The organism is Mycobacterium sp. NPDC003323, assembly GCF_053589535.1.
In genome coordinates this window covers 22,712-42,100 of sequence record NZ_JBSFSB010000012.1, presented here as the reverse complement: position 1 = coordinate 42,100, position 19,389 = coordinate 22,712, and the positions used below count along the sequence as shown (strand labels likewise).

At 66.2% G+C, this 19,389-nt stretch carries 15 protein-coding genes; 2 read left to right on the top strand and 13 right to left on the bottom strand.

What is annotated here, in order from left to right; all coding sequences use genetic code 11:
• Window positions 1-101 precede the first annotated feature (101 nt).
• On the bottom strand, window positions 102-722 hold the full coding sequence (locus ACWDUN_RS22665; protein WP_449932259.1) for a hypothetical protein: 621 nt from the start codon (window positions 720-722) through the stop codon (window positions 102-104).
• A 213-nt stretch (window positions 723-935) separates the two neighbouring features.
• Here ACWDUN_RS22665 and ACWDUN_RS22660 point away from each other — a divergent pair, with 213 nt between their 5' ends.
• On the top strand, window positions 936-1,286 hold the full coding sequence (locus ACWDUN_RS22660) for a hypothetical protein (protein WP_157680495.1): 351 nt from the start codon (window positions 936-938) through the stop codon (window positions 1,284-1,286).
• Between the two features lie 657 nt (window positions 1,287-1,943).
• The gene (locus ACWDUN_RS22655; RefSeq protein ID WP_449932258.1) at window positions 1,944-2,894 is read left to right on the top strand and encodes a hypothetical protein; all 951 of its coding nucleotides are present in this window, start codon (window positions 1,944-1,946) and stop codon (window positions 2,892-2,894) included.
• A gap of 23 nt (window positions 2,895-2,917) precedes the next feature.
• Here the strand turns inward: ACWDUN_RS22655 and ACWDUN_RS22650 are convergent, their stop codons facing one another.
• From ACWDUN_RS22650 to ACWDUN_RS22595, 12 genes are all read right to left on the bottom strand, one after another.
• The gene (locus ACWDUN_RS22650; protein ID WP_449932257.1) at window positions 2,918-4,177 is read right to left on the bottom strand and encodes a C40 family peptidase; all 1,260 of its coding nucleotides are present in this window, start codon (window positions 4,175-4,177) and stop codon (window positions 2,918-2,920) included.
• Window positions 4,174-5,415 carry a hypothetical protein gene (locus tag ACWDUN_RS22645; RefSeq protein WP_449932256.1) on the bottom strand — a complete coding sequence of 414 codons (1,242 nt, stop codon included), beginning with the start codon at window positions 5,413-5,415 and terminating at the stop codon, window positions 4,174-4,176. The genes ACWDUN_RS22650 and ACWDUN_RS22645 overlap by 4 nt, the downstream gene beginning before the upstream one ends.
• On the bottom strand, window positions 5,405-6,772 hold the full coding sequence (locus tag ACWDUN_RS22640; protein WP_449932255.1) for a hypothetical protein: 1,368 nt from the start codon (window positions 6,770-6,772) through the stop codon (window positions 5,405-5,407). The genes ACWDUN_RS22645 and ACWDUN_RS22640 overlap by 11 nt, the downstream gene beginning before the upstream one ends.
• An 86-nt stretch (window positions 6,773-6,858) precedes the next feature.
• Window positions 6,859-9,078: an FtsK/SpoIIIE domain-containing protein gene (locus tag ACWDUN_RS22635; protein ID WP_449932254.1), complete on the bottom strand. Its 2,220-nt coding sequence runs from the start codon at window positions 9,076-9,078 to the stop codon at window positions 6,859-6,861.
• Window positions 9,079-9,392: 314 nt separating this feature from the next.
• Complete coding sequence (locus ACWDUN_RS22630) at window positions 9,393-10,205, bottom strand: ESX secretion-associated protein EspG (RefSeq protein WP_449932253.1); 813 nt, start codon at window positions 10,203-10,205, stop codon at window positions 9,393-9,395.
• 55 nt (window positions 10,206-10,260) lie between these two features.
• Window positions 10,261-11,685: a C40 family peptidase gene (locus ACWDUN_RS22625; protein WP_449932252.1), complete on the bottom strand. Its 1,425-nt coding sequence runs from the start codon at window positions 11,683-11,685 to the stop codon at window positions 10,261-10,263.
• Window positions 11,682-12,839, bottom strand: coding sequence for a hypothetical protein (locus ACWDUN_RS22620; RefSeq protein WP_449932251.1), 1,158 nt, complete (start codon window positions 12,837-12,839; stop codon window positions 11,682-11,684). Before ACWDUN_RS22620 ends, ACWDUN_RS22625 begins: the two co-directional genes overlap by 4 nt.
• The gene (locus ACWDUN_RS22615; protein ID WP_449932250.1) at window positions 12,836-14,815 is read right to left on the bottom strand and encodes a hypothetical protein; all 1,980 of its coding nucleotides are present in this window, start codon (window positions 14,813-14,815) and stop codon (window positions 12,836-12,838) included. Before ACWDUN_RS22615 ends, ACWDUN_RS22620 begins: the two co-directional genes overlap by 4 nt.
• Window positions 14,816-14,940: 125 nt before the next feature.
• Entirely contained in the window at window positions 14,941-17,394 is a 2,454-nt protein-coding gene (locus ACWDUN_RS22610; protein WP_449932249.1) for an ATP-binding protein, read from the bottom strand.
• Window positions 17,394-17,810, bottom strand: coding sequence for a hypothetical protein (locus tag ACWDUN_RS22605; RefSeq protein WP_449932248.1), 417 nt, complete (start codon window positions 17,808-17,810; stop codon window positions 17,394-17,396). Before ACWDUN_RS22605 ends, ACWDUN_RS22610 begins: the two co-directional genes overlap by 1 nt.
• An 11-nt stretch (window positions 17,811-17,821) precedes the next feature.
• Window positions 17,822-18,073 carry a hypothetical protein gene (locus ACWDUN_RS22600; protein ID WP_041801131.1) on the bottom strand — a complete coding sequence of 84 codons (252 nt, stop codon included), beginning with the start codon at window positions 18,071-18,073 and terminating at the stop codon, window positions 17,822-17,824.
• A 36-nt stretch (window positions 18,074-18,109) separates the two neighbouring features.
• A complete protein-coding gene (locus tag ACWDUN_RS22595; RefSeq protein WP_449932247.1) occupies window positions 18,110-19,135 on the bottom strand; it encodes a conjugal transfer protein in 1,026 nt (341 codons plus the stop codon).
• Window positions 19,136-19,389 lie beyond the last annotated feature (254 nt).

Genomic DNA, 19,389 nt, shown 5'->3' with positions numbered 1-19,389 from the left:
AGGGACGTCGCGTCAACGCCGCGGCGACCTCGGCCGTGGCCGCGGATCGGGCAGATGGACGGGCCGTGACCCGCGCGGGGCGGCGGTGCGGCGCGGGGCGATCAGCGCTGGGGAGTGTGGGGCTGCTCTGCGGTGCTGCCGAAATGCGGCGGGTAGGCAGGCTGCAGGTGTGTGGCGAGGGCCAGGTCGTAGCCGCGGAACACATTCTGCAGATGCTTGAGGGTTTCGACGCGTTTGGCGTCGGCCTGAGCGCGGATCGTGTCAGCCTCGGCCTGGGCGCGAGAGACAGCGGCCTGAGCGGCGGCCATCTCGGCGTGATGTTCGGCTTCAGCGATCAGCGCCTGCATGGCGGAGTCGGCCGCGGCTTTGATTGAGGCCAACGTGTCGAGCAGATCTGCGCTGCTCACCGACGGCAGGGTGGGGGAGGGGTTCGCGTGCGGTTCGTCGGATTCCGTGGGCGTAGCCATGGAGGTTTCCGTAAGGGGAGCCGCGGGGAGGTCTCCGAGCTTGCGCCTCAGGAAACGCTCGGCATCGCTGCGGCGGGTGCGCTTGTTCGACTTGGCGCCAAGTTCAGGGAAGACCTCATACGGCAGGGACCCGTTGCGCCACCAGGAGCGCACCGTGTTGGGCTTGACCATGCCGCCGGCCAGCTCGGCAATGCCGTCAGCGGTCAGCAGGGAGTCTGGGTCGATGGCGCCGGGTGGGCCATCGGGGGTCGCCATAGCCCCACAATGTACGACACTGTGCCGTGTCATGGCGCATCCTGGCGAATCCCAGCGCACTATCCCACGTCCCAGCGCACTATCCCACGTCCCAGCGCATGATCACGCAACACGCGTCGTACGCTCGCGCCGTAATCCCGCTCTATGGCGCATCGTGCGCTACCGTGGTGCTTGCGCGGCTACCCGCGCGAGCTCAGCGGAGGAGGATGCGCGATGACGACCACTTTGGACACGGCTCCGGGCGAGGTCGCTGCAGACGTGCCCCCGACGCGGCAACAGAAGACGCGCCGGGGGACCGAGACGCGCAAGCGGTCCGCCCAGATGGCCCTGCGGTTGCTGCCGCGGGAAGCGGATGTCGCGGCCGCAGTGGCAGCTGGGTTCAATAAGAAAAGTGTCCAGGAACTGATCGTCGAGGCTTGTCAACCGCTGATGTCGCCAGAGGCGTTGGTCACCCTGGCCGAAGACCGTGAATCGGTGCGTGCTCTCGCGCGAGAGCACGGGATCTCTGAAGTGCAGGCTCTACTGCTGAGGGCGTTGACCTCGACCCCGACCGCGGTGGCCTGACCGCCGACGCCGCGTGGGTGAGCCCTGTCGAGGGCCGTCGCGCGTGAATCTGTAGTTTCTCCGTCGTAGCACTCGCGCGCGGGTATCCGCGTGTCAATGCGCGGATACCCGCGCGGGCCGTGCAACGATCCCTCCAGACACACCAATAACAACTGGAGGCTGCATGGGACGACCTGCTCTGTAGCGCATCACCAACATTCACGCGCGAATCCCTTTTCTGTACAACGCATCTCACGCCAACACCCTGTGATGGCGTGACTTGGCGACCGTAGCGACGGGTTGCCGGATCTGCGGTACACCTCGCGATGACACGCGCCCACCGAAAGGAGGAGAAACCTCACATCACCCTGTCGACCCCAGACGGCACTCCACCTGAGTCTCATTGGCGGAACACACATCTGGCCTGTCGGCACTACACCTGAATAGTTCGGCGCGAACCTGCCGCCTTAAACATTCGAAGCCCCCGGCGGCAACCGAGGGCTTCGAATCTGAAGTTTTCGAGTCGAGTTGGCCCTCGACTCGGTGGGCTCGCGCCCTTCCCCGAAGGGACTTGTCTCCATGGACAGGTACCACGATAGCGCACGCCTTCTGCACGGACACGATGGCGCGCTGTTTCGTGATCTCGCCGATGCTTGCAGACCGCGGGTGTCGGCTCGTATGGCTCGGATCAAGCAACGGGAACAGCGGCGGCAATGGATCGTCGTCGCCGGAGCAACTTCACCCACGACATCGATGTGGACCAGCCGCGCCGGCTGGATCGAAGAAGTGGCCTACTGGGCCGGAACATCCTCCGGCTCTGCGGTTCTCACGCGTGTGAACCTGAGCCGGTCGATGCTGCTCAAGGTCTGCGTGGCGCTGGCCGCGCACGCCGATCACGCGACTGGCCGGCACTGTGCAGTGACCAACGCGGCCGCGGCCAAGGCTGCGGGATGCTCCCAGCGCAGTGTGACGACCGTGCGCGCGGTCCTCGGCGAAGCCGGTCTTGCTGTGGAAGTTCGTCGAGGCACCGGGTCGATGGCGTCCCCTCAGCGGTATCGGCGGCCGTCGGTGTGGCATTTGGTGAGCCGGCGCAGGCCTGTGGATAACGTGGCGGTTTGCGACCTACCGCCATCCCGTAGGGATAGGCGGGTAACTCACGTTGGAAAGAACTCACCAAAGGGCCGTTGCCGGCCCGCGTCGAAGAATTCTCCCCGATCAGACACCGCCAGGCAGAGCGAACCCCGCCCGCTGCAGTTGCAGCTGCTTGCCGCGAGCGTCATCTCCCGCTGTCGAGGCTTCGATGCCGTGCATCCCGGCCAGATCTGCGAGGTGCTCACCCGATCGGGGCTGGACCTCGACGTCTGGACTGGTGCGCAGATCGTCGATGCGCTCAATGCTGATATGCGGCGAACAGGTCGGACCTGGCCGGATTCTCTGCCGCGGCCGGCAGGGTTCCTGGCTGTTCGGTTGCGTGGGTTGCCGAGAGTGCCGATGACGTCCCGCCGAGCCCAGCACGGCTGTACCTTGGCCGCCGTCGTGGGGGACGTCTCGGCGCCGGCGAGTGCCAAGACCCGCGCTGAGGCGATGGAGTACTTCCGTGCGCATCGTCGTGCTCGGATTCAACGCTGAGGCGATGAGGACCTCGCGTTGGCTTACAGGACGCGCCTGACGGCGATATCGCCCGTGGGTGCCGCGGAGTATTTGACGGGGACGCCGGTCTGCTGGGCTTCGATGATCTTGCCGTCGCCGACGTAGAGCGAGACGTGCTCGGGCACGCCAGGGGCGGAGAAGTTGCTGAACACGAGATCTCCGGGGCGGATGTTGGCGGGGGCGATGTTCTGTCCCATGTTGATCTGGTCGTAGGTGGTGCGAGGCAGGATGACGCGGCCGTCGGTGGCCTGGGCGAACGCCCATTGGGTCAGGCCGCTGCAATCGAAGCCGCCGCCGGATGGACCCGCGGTGCCGCCACCTCCCCACACGTAGGGCAGTCCCAGCGCTTGTTCGGCGGTCTTGATCGCCCGTTGGGCCTCGGTGCCGTTCCACGCGACGCCGGCGTGGTTGTCGTCTTCGGCGCTGTCGTCGCCCTCTGCTGTGCTGTCGGTGGATCCGGCGGCGTCGATAAGTGGCTGCAGCAGCGAGGACAGTCCGGCGGCGCCGCCGCCGGGCATTCCACCACTGAGGGGGAGCTGGCCCATCGAAGGCATGGCGCCGGAGCCCATGCTGCTGAGCAGCGATTCCATAGGCGATCCGGATCCGGCTCCGAATCCGGCGGGCGTGGTGATCGGGGCGGCGTCGGTCGCTGATGACGGGAATGTGCTGGGTTCGTCGCCAGGTAGGCCGCCCAACGCGTTGGATTCTTCGTTCTGCGCGGTCTGGCTGCTGTCTTCGTCGGCTCCTGAGTCTTCGTCGGCGTCGGCTGGGGTGTCTTTGGAGGTTTCTGCGTCGAGCGGGGTCGGCAATTCGGTGATGGCGTCGCCGACGTTGGTGGCGAGGTCTCCGAATCGGGTGGTGACGCCGAAGACCAGGGACTGGGTTTCGGACACCCGCTGTATCCCGGCTTGGAGGAGAGCGGCCTGGCCCTGGGGAGTGTTGGAGAACGGTCCGAGGGCAAGTTTGTCGCTGTGCCAGGCGTTCTCAATGGTCGTCATTCCGCTGTGTGCGTCGTGAGCGATGCCGGCTGCCGCGTCGAGGGCTTGGGTAGCTCGGTCGTGGGCGCTACCGAGCCTTCCCCGGTCGTTGTCGAGGCGGTCGGCGGTGGCGCCAGCAGAGTCGGCTGCTGACCCGATCCAGGATTGGGGTTGGGCCGGGGGCACGTCAGTGCGCGGGCGTCGTGAGTTGCCCGGCGCGGCTCCGGTGCCTAGTAGTTCGCGGGCGTCCCGCAGGTAGGCGTCGATGGCGGTTTGGATACTCATGCACGGACTCGCTCTTGGACGACGGACAGATCCCGGTACATCTGCGTGGCGCGGGGAAGTTGGCTCTGGATCTCGGTCAGGTAGTCCTGGCGGCCGCCGGAGAAGGCTTCCTCGGCAGTGGAAATGCCGGGTCGCTGTTGGAGCCAAAAGATGTTCTTCCATATGTCGCTGCTGGCGCCGGCGGAGGCGCGCTTGTCGTCGAGGCGGTTGAAGAACTCGGCGATCGCGGTATTGGGGTCGTTACGTCCCGGGTAGCTGGTGTCCTGCTGGAAGGGGCCCACCCATAGGCCGTTGCTGCTGACCGCGCGGGGATTGCCGGAGCTTTCCTGCAGCATCGTCGCGGCGCAGGCCAATCCCTCTTCAAGGGTGTAACCGCGGGCCTTGGCTTCGGCGAGGACCGCGGCGAAGACTTCGCCCGGAGTGGAGTCTGGCGTCAGTTTTCCCAGGGCGCCGAAATCACCGCGGAGCGGGTTTCCGCCGCCGGGCTGTGGAGTGACAGCTGCGGTGCGGCGGTTGGTTTGTGACGGGGCCAGCGATCCCAGGGAGCTCAGCGGGCTCACGGCCGCGGCCGGGGCAGTGGCCATAGGTGCCGTGGCCGCCGGCGCACCCATGGCTGGTGAGGCGATCGGCAGTGCCCCGGTCAGTCCCGGCATCGGCGTCGCTGCGGCGTCCATTGCTGGTGGTGGTATTTCGGTGGGTGGGGGCGGCGGGGCAGTGGCCGACGGGTGCGCGTTTGGGGTAGGTGGCGGCAGGGTTTCGCCGGCGTGGGTGGTGTCTGGCTGGGGGAGGCCGGCCATCTCTGAGCGCAGGTTGGCGGCTTCCTCGTTGTAGCGCGCGGTGGTGGCCGAGATCAGGGTCACCACTTCGGCGATGCGCTGCTGGGCAGCGGTCAGTAGGGCTACGTCGCGGGTGGGGCCGGGTGGCATCGCGGCGATGCTGTTTTTGGTAGTGGTCCACTCTGAGGTGATGGCGTCTAGGTCCAGCGCTGCCTGCTGGGCAATCTGATTGGCCGATTGGGTGTAGCCGGCGGCGTTGGTGGCGGCGGCCTGCAGCCGGTCGCGGGCCAGCTGCAGTGTGCGGGTCGCTTCGATGGCAGCCTCGTGGGCGTTTCCAGTCCAGTCTGGGTTGGGCAGGGTCTCGATCCTGGTGGGGGCGCCGGGGACCGTGGGTGGCTGGGTGGTTCCCAGGATGTCTCGCGCGGCGTCGAGATAGTCGTCGACGGCCTGTTCAACGCTCATGGGTGGGTGGCACTGTCGACAGCCCGAATCCGGGATCAGCAGCGGGAACAGGGGCTTCGTCGGGTTGATCGTCATCGGGGACGGCGGCCGACAATGTGGTTGTCTGCGGCGGCGGGGCGGCGGTGGTGGGGGCTGCGGGAACCGTGGCCGATGATGGTGCGGCGAGGTCGGCGGCGTCCTCGGTGGGGCGGAAGAAGCCCTTGAACCCGGGGCTGTCATTGATGATGCCCAGGGGTTCGAGCTTGCCGTCAGGCCCGATGAGCTGTCCGTTGCCGGCGACGATGGCGGTGTGGTCGTCGAAGACGACGATATCGCCGGGCTTGACGTCAGACGGGTCAATCTTGCGGCCCGGGTCAGCACCGTCAGTGGGCAATTCGACGTCGGTGCCCGTGTAGGCGGTGGTGGCGACGTCGCCGGCACCGGCGGGCCGGTTGAGTGCATTCCGTACCGCGGCGGCGGCCTGCGGGTTCGGTGCGGTCACAACCTGGCCGGACGGCAGCGTGATTTCGCTGGATGTCTCGGAAGTGCTTGCTGCGGGCTCGCCGGGTGCCTCTGCCGGCGTCGGGGCGGGCGCTGGTGCAGGCGTCGCTGGCGCGGCGGTTGCTGGCATAGGTTCCGGCCCGGGCGAGACCTCCGGAGCAGCCATACCCGCGGCGCTCACTTCAGGTGGAGTAAGTGCGTCATCCGAGGTCGATGCCACTTCGGGAGGCTCCAATGCGTCGTTGTCTCCGAGCGAACTGACCTCCGGGACATCCATCCCACCCCCGCCCAATGAGGACAAGCCGGGGATACCTCCACCGAGCCCGGGCATGCCCATGCCAGGTCCACCGCCGAGGCCTCCGAGGCCGGGCATGCCCATGCCCATGTTGCGTAGGCTGTCGGCGATGCCATTGGCGGTCGTGGCTTTGTCCTCGACATTTCGAGTGAGCTCGTCGATCTGCTGCTGCATCGCCGCCAGCATCCCGGAGTCGGCTTCGGGCACGCTGCCCTGCGGCGCCAGGCCGGACCCGAGTAGCGCACCGTCACTGACGATCTGGTCATGCGCAGTTCGGCCCTGGGTCGAGTTCTCACCGGTCGCTGAGGTGGCCTCGTCGCCGGCCTTGTGGAGCTCGTCGAGGCGCTTCTGCAGCTCAGCCACCATCTGATTGAGTTCGTCGATGCGGTCTTGAGCTGGTCCTTGGCCGTCGGGAGACTGCGGCAGGGTCGCCTCGGGAGGGCCGGGAAGTTGCGGCTGTTCCCCCGTGCCGAACAGGTCCTGCGCCTCCTCGATGAGTTTGTCGAATGCAGACTTAGCGATCGCCCCCGCGGGGCCGACGAAGAATGGGAAACTGCCGAAGGGGCCCAGATCGATCGACATGATGGCGCTGGGGCTCCTCTCGTAGCCGTCGTGTGGTGACGTACACCAGGTCCGGCTATGACGCTATGGGCCCAGCCTGGGCATTCTCAAGAGGAGTTGATCTGCGCGCGGGTGATGTCGAAGTGGGACCCCGCCGAGGTGCTGGACATGCAGAGAAGTCCGTCGTCGTCCTTCTGCCACATGATCGTGACGGTGCCGTCGTCGTCGACGTCGATGCCGTCGATCTCTCCGCTGAAGCCGTCGATAACCACCGAATCCTTGGGCTGGAGGTCACGCGCGCACACGGTGAGGTTCTCGTGGGCCTCGGTGTCGAAGCCGAGGGTGGCGTCGCCATCCCAGCGGGTAATCGTGCGACTCACCAGGGCGGGGTCGAGGTCCGGGCGTGCGGCCAGATCGAACCAAGGGGCGTCGGCGATCTCGTTCCAGGAGTCGAGGTCGGCGGGCAGCTCAGGAACGTAGCGGGGGATCAGTGTCCGGGATGGGCGCATGGAGGCGATTACGGCTTGTTCGTCGGGGTTGGTGGTGTCGGCGGCGGGGCAGAAGTAGTACTGGGTCTCTCGGGGCGTCTCGTGGGTTCCCAGCGACATTCCACGGCCTTTGATGCGGGGTACGTTGCGGCCGGTATAGCTGTCCTCGAACAGCATTTCGGCGGCGATCCGCGATATCGGACCGACTGAGACCTTGTTGCCGAAGTTGTCGCGCGCCTCGGTGTCGATCAGGTCATGGTCGGGGCGCTGCATGCCCAGTTCGAGGTGGATGCGGGCGGTACGGGACAGTCGTGCGAGTTCGGCGATCTCGGTGACGGTGGGTGGTTCCTTGGGGCCGCCTTTGGGCTTGAGGCCAGACTCCCAGAGCCGGGTCAGGATCACCTTGAACTGCGCGGCTTCGTCGATGACCAGCAGGTAGGGCAGGTTCTTCTCCCAGCTCTTGGGGTTCCAGCGGGCCTTGGCGTTGCGTTCGTCCATCAGCTTGTACATGCGGTGGATGGTGGCGATGGACTCGAAGGGATCGCTGCTGATGATGTGGACGTTGGGCCAGCCGGCCAGGTCGGAGAAGGATCCGCCTTTGAAATCGACGATGACCACTGCCCAGCCGCGGCGGGCGGCCTGCATGATCTTGGCGCGTAGGTACACCGTCTTGCCGGCGCCGGTCTTGCCGCCGACAAGCGTGTGCGGAGCGTCGAGAGGGTCCCACTCCTGGGGGTTGAGGTCGAGATCGATGCCGTAGGGCAGGCGCGTCTGCTTGTACTCGGCGATTGCCTGGTCGATTGAGGTCACTTCGGGCACCGGGGTGGGGTAGACGATTCTGGGCAGGTCGGGCTTGGGGGCGAAGACCACCGTGCCCTGCTGCATGTCCCAGGTGGTGACCCAGTTGCCTCCGATCAGCTCAGTGAGGTTCTGCTCGGCTACGCGTTTGCGGAACTCGCCGGTCATCTTGGTGGCCACGCTGTGGGTGATGGTGAAGCCCGCGGCTAGGTTGCCGGTCACGGTGGCTGTGGGCCCGAAGAACTCGCGGACCTTGCGGGTGAGCTCGGCGAGGTCCTCGTCGAGCTGCTCGGGGACGTGATGGGTGGCCTGGAAGCGCAGTCCTGATGGGTCGGCGCTGACTTTGTAGTGTGCCCCGCAGTGGGTTTTGAGGGCGCGGCGGATGACTGTTGCGGCGTCGGCACGGCCTGTGGTCTTGGGGTCGTCGTCGAGTGTTTGGTCCTCACTGTAGGTGAGGCGGGTGTTGGTTGGCCTGCTGGCGCGGATCGTGATCGTCTCAGGCACAGCGGATCTCGGCTGCCAGTGGATATCGCGGACGACGGCCTCCGTGGGAACCTTGTGTCCCAGGGGGCCGTAGAGGGCCTGAATCAGATTGCTGCGCGCCTGCACTCGCCGACTATGCAGCTGGTGGGTCTCAATGGTGAATGCTGCGGCGACGATGGCTGCAGCAGCAGCGATCCCAACGTTGGGCATGAATGCAATGCTGAGTTTCCAGCGGATCAGGGTTGCCGCGGCGGCAAAGGCCGCGGCCGCGGTTCCTACAGTTGCGGCGGGGACCGGGAATCGCAGCTGCCAGCGGTCGAGTTCATCGTCGGCGGGGGCACTCGGGTGAAGGGCTCGCCAGACCAGGCCCCAGCTGACCAGTGAGACGAGTAACGCCGCCCCGATCACTGCCAGCATGGTCAAGTCCATTGACGTCAGGACGGTGGGGTGATTGGAGAGGTATCGGTAGCCCAACCAGCCGCCGGCCGCGCCGAGCACCAAGAGGCTGATGGCTAGTTCGAATCCGGTACCGCTGTCGGTGTTGCTGGTGGTCTTCATCGGCGTTCGACCGGCCTCCACAGAGCGACGCGATCGACTCGGTCCCAGCTGACCATGTAGGTCGGCGCACCGGGATGGCGGAGTCGGTCGATGACGACCGGCGGGAGCGCGTCTGCGGCGACCCGGAACGAGTTCGTCGGCGCTGCGGTGCGCCGTAGTCCTACCGCGACTGCGGCGGCAGAAGCGAGCACGATCATGACAGCAGTGGCTGGCCAGCTTTTCACCTTTACCACTCTCGATGCAGTGGCAGAGCTTCTCAAGAGGACTCGTAGCGGACGCGTATCCGTTGCGGTGCAGCGGCGTTGGCGTTTGGGCTACTCGGAGTCGAACTGTTCGAGTAGGCCGGCAATCGCTGTCTGGAGGCGGTGGGGTTCGCCGGCGGCGTAAGAGATCCATGTGCTTCGATCGGGACCAATGTGCGGCCAGGCCATCACCCGGCCATGTGTCGTATCCAGGATCGTCACGGCGGTGGCTGATCGACGCACAATGCCGTCGACGCGGCGGGCTGCGGTGATTTCGGTGGCTACCGTAGGGGTCGAGGCGGCGTTGAGGACTGCCGCGTCGCGGGGGTGGATTCCCATCTCGGTGAGTAGGTCGGCGACCTCCCCTGCCGACGCTGCGCCGATCTTGTTGACGTCGGCGACGCTGAGTTGCAGTGTGTGGCTCAAAGGCGCCGGCTCGGCCGTTCCGAGATTGGTATCCAAAGTCATCCGCACGGCGTCTTGCCAGGCATTCACCGGAACCGACTGAACGAGGAAAATGTCGCGTGTGCGGCTCGCGACGACGAATCGGTCGTAGCGCGTGGCGATCGCCAGCCTCAGCATGGTGTCTGCCTGCTGCAGTGGGGTGATTCGGATCGCCAACGTTTCTTGCGAGTGGGCCAATGTACGCATCTGTTCAGCAACCTCGGGCAGGGCGCCGGTGGAGGTCAGGATGCCACGCTCGGTCAGCCGTTGGTGCTGATGAGCCTTCCAGCCGTCGACCAGCTCCGCGCTGGTCATCGGGTTGTAGACCGCAAGGACCTCCGGCAGCAACCCGATGAGGTCCAGATACTCGACGAGATATGCCGCTTCGTCGACGCTGATCTCGAATCCATCGTGGCTGGTGGGTTCCTCGGCAGCGGTCATAGCGTCATTGTCCCAGCGCAACGGTGGCATGGTCGACCCTTCTTCTGGCTTCCGCTCACATCACCCGCCGTGCTTGTCCGCCGGACGGGACGGAGCTGATTTGCACGTCCTGGCCACGCTGGGGCGCGTGAATGACCTGGCCGCCACCGATGTAGATGCCCACGTGCTCGGGCACCCCCGGTGCGGAGAAGTTGCTGAACACGAGATCGCCTGGAGCCAGCGCGCCCATCGGGACTTGTCGGCCCACCTTGATCTGTTCGTAGGTGGTGCGTGGCAGCATGATGCGCCCGCCGGAGCCCTGGGCGTAGGCGTATTGGGTGAGGCCGCTGCAGTCGAATCCGCCTCCGGTTGGGCCCAGGGCGCCGCCGCCGCCCCAGACGTAGGGCAGGCCGAGCGCCTGATGGGCGGCGCGGGCAGCGCTGACGCCGGTGCCGCTGCCGGCGACACCGGCGTGGAGGGTGTCGAGCTCGCTGGAAATGCTGAGGTAGTTGCTGATCAACCCTCGGACGAATTCGGCGTCGCTGAGTTTGTCGCGGGCGGCGCCGCTGACCACATCACCGGCTTCGTCGAGGGCGCTGCGTAGGGCAGACAGCACCGCGGCTTGGGCTTCGGGAGTGTTGCCCTGCACGCCGGCGGACGTGAGAGCGGTTTCAACGTCGTCGATGATGCCTTGGATCTTGGCTCTGTCAGCTTCGGTGCGTGCCGAGGACAGCCCCAGGATGTCGCCGAGCTGTTGTTCCACGTCGCGCAGTGCTCCGACTTGGCGTGCCAGCGTTTGGTTGGTGGCGCGGGCGGCGTCGGCTGCCCCGCCATCTCCGGCCAGTGATCCTAGGGCGCCGGCTAGCCCGTCGGCGCCGGCTGTGCCGATGCGTGCTGCTGGCGATCCGGGGGGTGCGGTGGTGCCGAGTTGGTCGAGCATGGCCGCCAGCTGGGGCAGAACGGCGGAGGTGAGGGCGGGGACGAGTCCACCGGCGCCTTGCAGGGCGGCGGCGGGGATGCCGGTGGCCGCGTTGAGCAGGGGTGAGGCGATTTGCGGGCCGAGAGTGGCCAGGCCGTTGAGGGCGTCCAGTGCTTCCTGAGGGATCTCCGGTTGGGTATTGGCATCGGGTTCGGTCTCAGGTTCGGCGTCGGAGGTGGCTTGGCCCTCGTCGGCGTCGGCGTCGGCGTCGGTCGTCGCTTCTGCGTCTGGCGCTGCAGCGGGGGTGTCTGTGGTGGTGGGCGTCGGCGCGGCAGGGCCGCCCGGGGCTGGCGGAGCTGCGGTGTTCGTCGTGGCGGCGGGCACTGCGGAACCGGTGGCGGGCGGATGCGCGGCGCTTCCCAGTGGGGGAACGCGGATCGGTACGGGGCCGGACTGGGTGTCCTCGTCACCGAGGGGAGGCGGTGTCGTGGTGGTCTGGTCGGCCTGCTCGTCGCCGTCTGGGTCGCCGAGGAGGTCGCCGGTGGGATCCAGCGGGCCCTGGGTGGGAAGGACTGTGTTCACGGTGTGGGCACCTCGATTCGCCGGATGAGTCGGGCCGGTCCGATCTCGATGGGTTCGGGGGTGAGTCGGCCAGGTAGCAGCGTGATCATGGTTGTGGGGTCGATGGCGATTCCGACGAGGTGGGGCCCTTCGTTGGCGCTGATGTCAGTGAAGATCAGGTCTCCGGCGGTGGGGGCGTCGGCGCGGTGGCCGTGCTCAAGCAGTCCGGTGACCGTGGCCGGGAAGTGCTGTCGCAGAGCGTCGGTGAGCACCGAGGCCACGAACTGGGCGCTGTCGGTCGGCGGTGCAGCGGCGTCGGTCTGACCATCGGTTTGTGCGGTGGTGTCGGTGTGGCGTTGTGCTGCGTCGGCGATCGCCGGGCCGGCGGGGTTGGGGTGGTCGGTGAGACCGGGGATCGGGGTGCTCAGCGCTGTGGCGCAGGAGGCGGCTTCGGGGGCGGTGGAGGCGACTGACTGTGCGTCGGCGGAGGACACCAGCGCTGATGTGCTGGCTGTGGCCGCGGCGGTGGGAGTGGGCGTAGCCGAAGGTGAGGGCAGTGAACGTGTTGTCGGGGCGCCGTTTTCGATGGTGGGGCGGCGCTGGTCGAGGTGTGCTTGTGCTGTCTGGACCGGGCCCTGGAAGGCCTCGGTGGGTATGCCGGTGATCGTCGAGGCCAGCTCGGCGGGGTCGGTGTCGCGCCATTTCGGCGCTCGGTCAACCATGCGGTCGAGCGCGAGGGCGGTGGACACTTCAGGGGTCATCAGTTCGGCGGCGGTGCCCCAGGTGGAGGGCAGGCCAAGTGCCCCCACACCGTCGCCGTCGATGACGGCGCTATGCGCATAGCGCACAGTGTCGGGCACTGTGGGGTTTGCGGCGTTCGCTAACCCGGTCGCGCGAAGTGAGATCGCCACAGTCACGGTTGCTCCCTGTCTGCCGAACCCCAGTGTTGTGGCGGTATCGACGATTCTCAACAGGACTTCATCGCGACTCAAGCGCGTCGATGGGGGATTTGCCAGCACGGTGGCGCGGGGTCCGAGCGCGGTGGTGCACGCCTGGTAGAAGTCCTGCGCAGTCTGCCCGGGTATCAGGAGCGCGATCAGTAGCACAGGTGCGGCCAGGGCGGCGAGCACGCCGGATGCGGCCGCGGCCAGGGTCAGTTTCGTCAGGGCGGTCATCGTTGCCGGTCGACGGACGCGTTGCCCATCATCAACTCAGTGCGCACGTCGCGTGAGTCGGCTGGTGTAGCTGCACCGTTAGGGGTCGAGGCTGAGCCGCCGTGGCCGCGGGCCAGGTCGGCTAGGGCAGGGTGCATCGCCGGTGCCGCGCTGGTGCGCCGCGGGTGATGAGGGCAGGTGTCCGCGGGGTTGATGCAGTAGTCCCCGCGTGTGGTCAGATGCCCGCACAGGGCTGGGAATCGTTTCTGAGCTTCTTCGACGGTAGCCGGTCTGGCCATGAGGATTGCGGCGTCGGTCCCGGTTGAGCGGTGCTCTGCGGCGGGTAGCCCTGTCGGTGTGTATGCACCGTCTTCCGCCGGGGGTTGGGTGAGCTGAGACAGCGTGGACGCCGCGGTGGGGGAGCGCGGGGATGGGCTGGGTTCGGCGCTCGGAGCGGGGTTCGGTGGCGTGTCGGGGGGCGCGGCCGGCGGCGTGAATCGGGTCGTGGTCTCAGCGTTCGATTCACCGGGCAGGTCTGCTGAGCCGATGCTCGGGGGCGGGGCAGCGGACTGCGGGTGCCCGGGGGTTTGCCGTGGGGGCTGAGGTGAGTCGACCTCGGAGGCAGTCGATTCCGTGCGCTTCCTGCGTTGTTGACTGGCGGCTTGCTTGGACATCAGCGCGTCGGTGGCCCCGATGAACGGGGCGACCTCTGGTGCCGCGGTAGCCACTCCGAGCTTCGCGGCGGTCGTGGCGGCGCTCTTGGTCCGCGCCGAAAAGGTGTGCGTGGCATGGGGGACCGCGGTGAGGGGATCGAGGCGGTCGAGGAGGCCGGGGCTGTTGTTCTGACTGGTGAGCCCATTGCCCAGGGCGTCGCTTCCCCCACTGAATGAGGCTGCCCGTTGGGCGGCGCGATTTCGGACGGCGACGAGACCTTTTCCGACTTTGCGCAGTGCCAGCACGAGCGCTACCAGCAGCAGCGAGACCAGCGGCATCGCCATGATCACATCGTCTCCAGCGAGGGTGAACATGGCGGACGTGAGCGCGCCGGTCAGGCCGAGAATGGCGATATAGCAGGTCATTCCGATGATCGCGAACACTGCGTCGAGAGCGGACTTGATGGCTAACCCCTGTGGTGATCCCGGGACCATTCCGGCGATGAGGGCGACGATCGCTACGATCGCCCAGAACAACGCCGACAGGGCCAGCAGTACGACCTGGTAGCAGAGGTAGCCGAAGACGGCCAGCACGCACAGCGCGAAGAGGATCGACATCAGCGCTGTGGCGCCTTTGCTGCTGGAGTCGTTCATCGCGAACTGATGCAGCTGCTCGCCGCCGGGACAGCTGCCTTGTACGGCGTCCTTGACGGTGTCGATGTCTCCGGTCTGCACGGCGGCTGACCAAGCGCCGCCGCAGTTGTAGGGGTCGGCGTCGAGATTGGCGCCGAAGTTCCATACCAGGGTGGGGGTGCGGACGAAGTTGTCGGCCAGTGAGGTGGTGAAGTCGGAGAGCGCTTGTTCCCCTGTGGAGGACTTTCCGGACAGCTCGGTGGTGAGTTCGATGCCGATGTCGCGGCCCATGGCTAGGCCGCCGTCGGGGCCGACAAGATCACTGAGGGGCTTGCTGCCCAGCGTTACCGCGAGCAGCGCGAGGACCACGGCGGTGCCGATCTGCACGGCCGCGCGGCTCAGCTTGCCGGTCAGGACGTTGACGGCGATGAAGCCTGCGGCCAGCGTTCCGACGAAGAGCAGGACCGCGGGGCTGACCACCAGGGCGGCGACCTTCTGGCCGACGAAGTCGATGGGGGTGGCGATGATGCTGAGCCATTGGAAGCTCAGCACGTTGTCGATGAGCCACATGCCCAGACCGATGATGGTGAGGAACGCACTGTAGAGCCAGTGGTGGACCATGGCTGAGGGTGCAGCCTGCGGGTTGGTCAGGCTTCCGTTGTCCAACGACAGTCCATAGGTGCCGATCGGCACCCCGTCGCCGTCGGTCACCCCGATCCACAACGCCCCGACGCCTACACCTACGGCGGCCCACGCTGGGGCCGCCGTGAGCAGGCTGTAGGCGGCTGGGGTTAGCAGTAAGGTCAGCCGGCGAACGGATTTGCGAATCCTGGAGTTCACGCGATCGCTTCTCGGGTAGGGGTGGTCAGCACTGCGCGAGCGCGGTCGGGATGCGCCGGTAGGGCGATCTTGACCGAGCCGAGTCGTTGCTTGAGGTCCTTCATGAAGCACTCACCGGGGCTAAACCGGGTCATCTGTTGCACGAGATGGTCGGCCGCAGCGTCCTCGCTGGCCATCTTGAGGCTGTCGGCGGCCAACACCTCGTCGCTCTGCCGGAACATGAACAGCGTTGGGATGAGTCGCCGGAATCGGCCGAAGTGGGCGGGATCCTGGGAGGCGATGCCGATGGCGGCGTTGTGTTTGCGACCATCGACGACGAACTCGCTGATGATCGATTGACCGACGACAGAACGAGTCAGGTGCAGAGCCTCGTCGAGCACCAGGAGGCCGAATCGCGCTTGGCTGGCGAACAACGCCTCTCGGGCGATGGTGGCGTAGAGGGCGTAGATCACTTCGCCGAACAGTTTGGTCGGGTCGTCGGCGGGTTGTTCTTCTTCGGCGGGCAACTGCAGCCTGTGGGTGCGCAGCACGACCATCGGCGCGTCGAGGGGCAGCGGGCGTAGGTCGTCGGCGAACAGTGCACGCGCGTAGGTGCGCTGCGACCAGAACCGCAGCTGGCCGGCCAGCGTCTCGATCGCTGGGGTGTAAGTGGTGTGGTCGCGGGCCAGTGCGATGGTGTGGTTCACCAGGTCCGGCAGTCCGTGGATGCGGTGGCGGGCCCGGTAGTTGGGTTCGATCAGATCCGAGAGCAGCGCTGCCTCCGGCGATCCGCTTTTGATCTGGAACAACCGCATCAACACCGGCAGGATGCGTTCGGCGGCGTCGGCAGTAGGTAGCACGCGCAGCAGATCCATGGTGTAGGCAGGGTTGGCCGGATCGATGACTACGGCGTTGGCCACCGCTTGGGCGAACAGCAGGTACTCGCCGAGTTTGGAACGGTCCACCGCGAAAACCTGTCCGCTGAGGTCGACGACCATCCCTGAGATGACCTTGAGGGCCACAGACTTGCCCGATCCGAGGTCGCCTGTCATGGCGAAGCTGGCGGACTTGTCGCGCTCGGTGGCCCCGAGCAGGTCGAAGTGCACGGGCTCGTGGAAGCCGGAGAGCCGGTTGGTGGCGATCAAGGGGCCGGAGTCGTCGCCGATGTGTGCTGCGGTGACCGGCATAAAACAGGCGAAGGTGTCGGTCGGCATGAAATGGGTGTAGTCGCTGCGCGCGCGGGTCTCGGGATATCCGGGTTGGCTGGCGGCCCAGAGTTCAGCTTGGGCGCCGTAGGGGGCAACCAGTTTCACGCCGGTGCTGTTGAAGGTGCGGATCACCTCGCGCGAGCGGTCTTCGAGTTCCTCGAAGCTGGGCGCGGAGATCGCGATGATGGGGCAGAACTGGATCTCGGTTTCCGAGGGCCGGCTTTCGAGGTGATTGTCGTATTGGGCCAGTTGTTGTCCGCGGTGGACCAGGAAGTTCTGCGCGAAGCTGATCTCGTCGCTGCGTTCGTCCATTTGCTCGGAGAGTTGGCGTAGAGCTCGGGCGTTGGCGGCCAGCGCTTCGGACCGGTCCCGCTTGCGGGTGTGGATGGTGAAGTCGATGCCGGCGCCCTCGAAATGATTAAGGACGGCGAAGATCTGGTCGGCGACACCTGGCCAGGGCATTCGGGTAGCGAAGTCGTCGACGACTAGGAACTGCTGGTAGGACGGGGCGAGCTCACTGTCGGTGTAGTAGGTCTTGATCGCGCGAGTCAGGGCGCGACGCCTGCGGTCGTCGGTGACCAGAGTCTCGTCGAGTTCTCCGGAGAGTCGGAAACCGCGGATGCGTCCCCGCCGGGTGGTGGTGCCGGCGTGGGGAAAGGGACGCGGTGCCGATGGGTCGACGGCGGCGGGGTCCAGGTCGAGGCCGCGGGTGTGGGCGCGGTCCCAGAGCCAGTGCATCTGAGTGGCATTGACCGCGGTGGGTGCGAAGGAGGCCGGGATTTTTCGTCGGACCTCCTCAGCGAGGGCGTGGAACTGCTCGCGGTGTTTGTCCGAGGGGATGAAATCTGGGGGCAGGTCTCCGGTGCGCGAAGGTCCGCACAGCGGGACCGACAGCCACATGATGCGTTCGTGGGGGGGCCGAGCCTGCAGTTCTATCGCGTTGAGCTGTGCCGATGCCTCGACGGTGTAGTCGGGGTGGTGTTGGAGGAACAAGCCGACCGAATGTTGGCCGTCTGTACGGGCTGTGGCGGTGAGTCGGGCGGCGATGCTGGCGACGTCAAGGGGCGCGACCACGGTGGTCAGGGTCGTCTCGGGGATGTCGGTGAACAGGTGCCGGTGGTCGTTGACGACGTCGCGCTTGTCGCTGGGGCGTTCGTGACCGTTGGGCCGCGGAGACAGTAGCCACTCGGCGTAGACGACGCCGGTGAGGGTCCAGCGCAGGTTCCCGGTGACCGCGAGGGTGGGTTGGGCCAGTTTCAGCATTAGTGGGTGGTGTCCATTTCGAAGACGTCACGGCGGCCGCCGGTAGGGGTCAGGGGGGCGCGTCCGGAATGGGCGGAGGTGATCTCTCGGCCACCGGTGCTCAGCGGCTTGCGCTGTGCCCATGCTCGGCTGATCCAGATCAGGCGCGAGCTGGTGCGGGCCATGCTGAATCCGATGCGTCGCACGGCGACCACTGCGGGTCCGACGATGGCCGCACCGACGAATAGGGCCGGCAGCTTGGGCGGGTCGAACACCGCGACGATCGTCAGGAGTGTGACCACGCCGACGATGAGGGTTCCGACCTGCAGGTAGGTGTAGGGGCCTAGGGGCACCGGTTTGCCGTTTGCGAACTTCCCGATCAGCTTGGGGAATTTGCGGGCGAGGGTGTAGACGGTGACGTCGATGGTGGAGCTCATACCAGGCGGGCTCAGTAGCGGCTGTTGATGCCGGTGAGGTTGGGCGCGTCGCTGACGCCCAGGCGGATGAGGTCGGGCAGCTGCCACACAACGATTCCCGCGACGACCGATGAAGCGAGAACGACGAGCACTTTGGTGACCGATCCGCGTGATTGTGCGAAGACGACGGCGCTCATTATGAGGGCGATAATCGTAATGACTGCAATGATGATTCCGCGGACCTCGGTAGAGAGGTTCAAGAGCACTTGGGTGATTCCGCTCATGGTGTTTTCCTTTCGGGGTGTTGTCGGTGGCCTTAATTAACGCGGGAGTGTCGGTCGCGAATAGGGCGGAGTGGTAGTCGGGGTGTTTGCCGCAGTGGTTGCGGCGGTTTCGCTCAGCCGCCCGCCGAGTTTCGGTGCGAGGTCGATATCGGTGACAAACCATTTATTGGTGCGGTAGGAGATTGTCAGCGGGTAGCTGAGCGTTTGCGTTATCCGGTCTCGGTCCTGTGCGGTGATAGTGGCAAGTACTTGTGTGCTGAAGCCCTCGGCAGGTTGGGCGGGGATTTCGGTAGTGGATTTAAGTGAGGTGCTGGTGATTCGGGTGAATGGAGTTTCCGGAAACGCGCTGATGCCGGGGGCGGTGCTGTAGCGGGTGATGTCACCGGTTCCTGACAGCCAGGAGTCGAGGAATCCCGTCACTGTGTCGGCCGGGTCGCTGTGGGCGAGGACGTCGACGGGGTAGGCCAGTTCGGGGTCGTATCCGGGGGGTGGTCCGTTGAGGAATGCGGGCGCCGAGGTGACCCGCGGCGCCCCGTCGACGACGGCGACTGGGACTTGGTAGAACCACAGCTGCGGTGATTTGCCGAGCGGCTTGACGAAGGCGCCAATCACCACCGACCAGTAGTCGATGTTGGCGTAGCCGCTGTCTTGTGGACGGGCTGACCACGGCGCTGTTTTGATCACGCTCACTGGCACCGGGGGCGCGGTGATGGAGACGGACGTGAATGCCGTCAGCGGGAGCGCGGTGGGGCCTTTGGCGCCGCTGAGGTAGGCGTTGATGAAGGCGTCGGCGAAGCCTTCGACTGCGACTGATCGATTGAGTGTGACCGCCATCTGCTCGGCCGTGACGGAGGTGTTGGGTGAGCAGGCGCCCGCCAACGTTCCGAAGCCGCCGATGGCACCCAGCGCTAGGCAGGTGACGGTAGTCGCCCGCTGCACGGTGCGGCGGTGGGCATGGCGGCGGGCCCAGGCTCGGTGGAGTCGGTCTGCGGCGGTGGGTCGAAAGCTCACGCTTAAGACGATGCCGCTGGTGTGGGTCGTTTTCCAGAGGAGCTCATCCATGCGACACCGGGGCTGAGAAGGATGGCACTGGCCCGTTGAGCGTTCGCTGCACTTGACACCATGTGCTACGCTCGGCGCTGAGCGGTCGGAGACAAGCGAGGAGCCGAGACGTTTTCACGGGTCGTTAGCTGGTAGATTGCTAGCATTCTGGATAACACGCACGGCTGGCATGTGAGGAGTCCAGCGCGGCCAGCTTTTTGGCTTTCAGGCATGGGTGATCTGCTGCAGATCTAGCTGAGCTGCGTAGATAACCT

Excerpts from the sequence above, each read along its gene's own strand:
- ACWDUN_RS22635 (WP_449932254.1), bottom strand. The coding sequence starts at position 9,078 with ATGAAGACCACCAGCAACACCGACAGCGGTACCGGATTCGAACTAGCC.
- ACWDUN_RS22665 (WP_449932259.1), bottom strand. The coding sequence starts at position 722 with ATGGCGACCCCCGATGGCCCACCCGGCGCCATCGACCCAGACTCCCTG.
- ACWDUN_RS22610 (WP_449932249.1), bottom strand. The coding sequence starts at position 17,394 with ATGCTGAAACTGGCCCAACCCACCCTCGCGGTCACCGGGAACCTGCGC.
- ACWDUN_RS22595 (WP_449932247.1), bottom strand. The coding sequence starts at position 19,135 with ATGGATGAGCTCCTCTGGAAAACGACCCACACCAGCGGCATCGTCTTA.
- ACWDUN_RS22645 (WP_449932256.1), bottom strand. The coding sequence starts at position 5,415 with ATGAGCGTTGAACAGGCCGTCGACGACTATCTCGACGCCGCGCGAGAC.
- ACWDUN_RS22640 (WP_449932255.1), bottom strand. The coding sequence starts at position 6,772 with ATGTCGATCGATCTGGGCCCCTTCGGCAGTTTCCCATTCTTCGTCGGC.
- ACWDUN_RS22660 (WP_157680495.1), top strand. The coding sequence starts at position 936 with ATGACGACCACTTTGGACACGGCTCCGGGCGAGGTCGCTGCAGACGTG.
- ACWDUN_RS22650 (WP_449932257.1), bottom strand. The coding sequence starts at position 4,177 with ATGAGTATCCAAACCGCCATCGACGCCTACCTGCGGGACGCCCGCGAA.
- ACWDUN_RS22655 (WP_449932258.1), top strand. The coding sequence starts at position 1,944 with ATGGCTCGGATCAAGCAACGGGAACAGCGGCGGCAATGGATCGTCGTC.
- ACWDUN_RS22600 (WP_041801131.1), bottom strand. The coding sequence starts at position 18,073 with ATGAGCGGAATCACCCAAGTGCTCTTGAACCTCTCTACCGAGGTCCGC.
- ACWDUN_RS22605 (WP_449932248.1), bottom strand. The coding sequence starts at position 17,810 with ATGAGCTCCACCATCGACGTCACCGTCTACACCCTCGCCCGCAAATTC.
- ACWDUN_RS22620 (WP_449932251.1), bottom strand. The coding sequence starts at position 12,839 with ATGACCGCCCTGACGAAACTGACCCTGGCCGCGGCCGCATCCGGCGTG.
- ACWDUN_RS22630 (WP_449932253.1), bottom strand. The coding sequence starts at position 10,205 with ATGACCGCTGCCGAGGAACCCACCAGCCACGATGGATTCGAGATCAGC.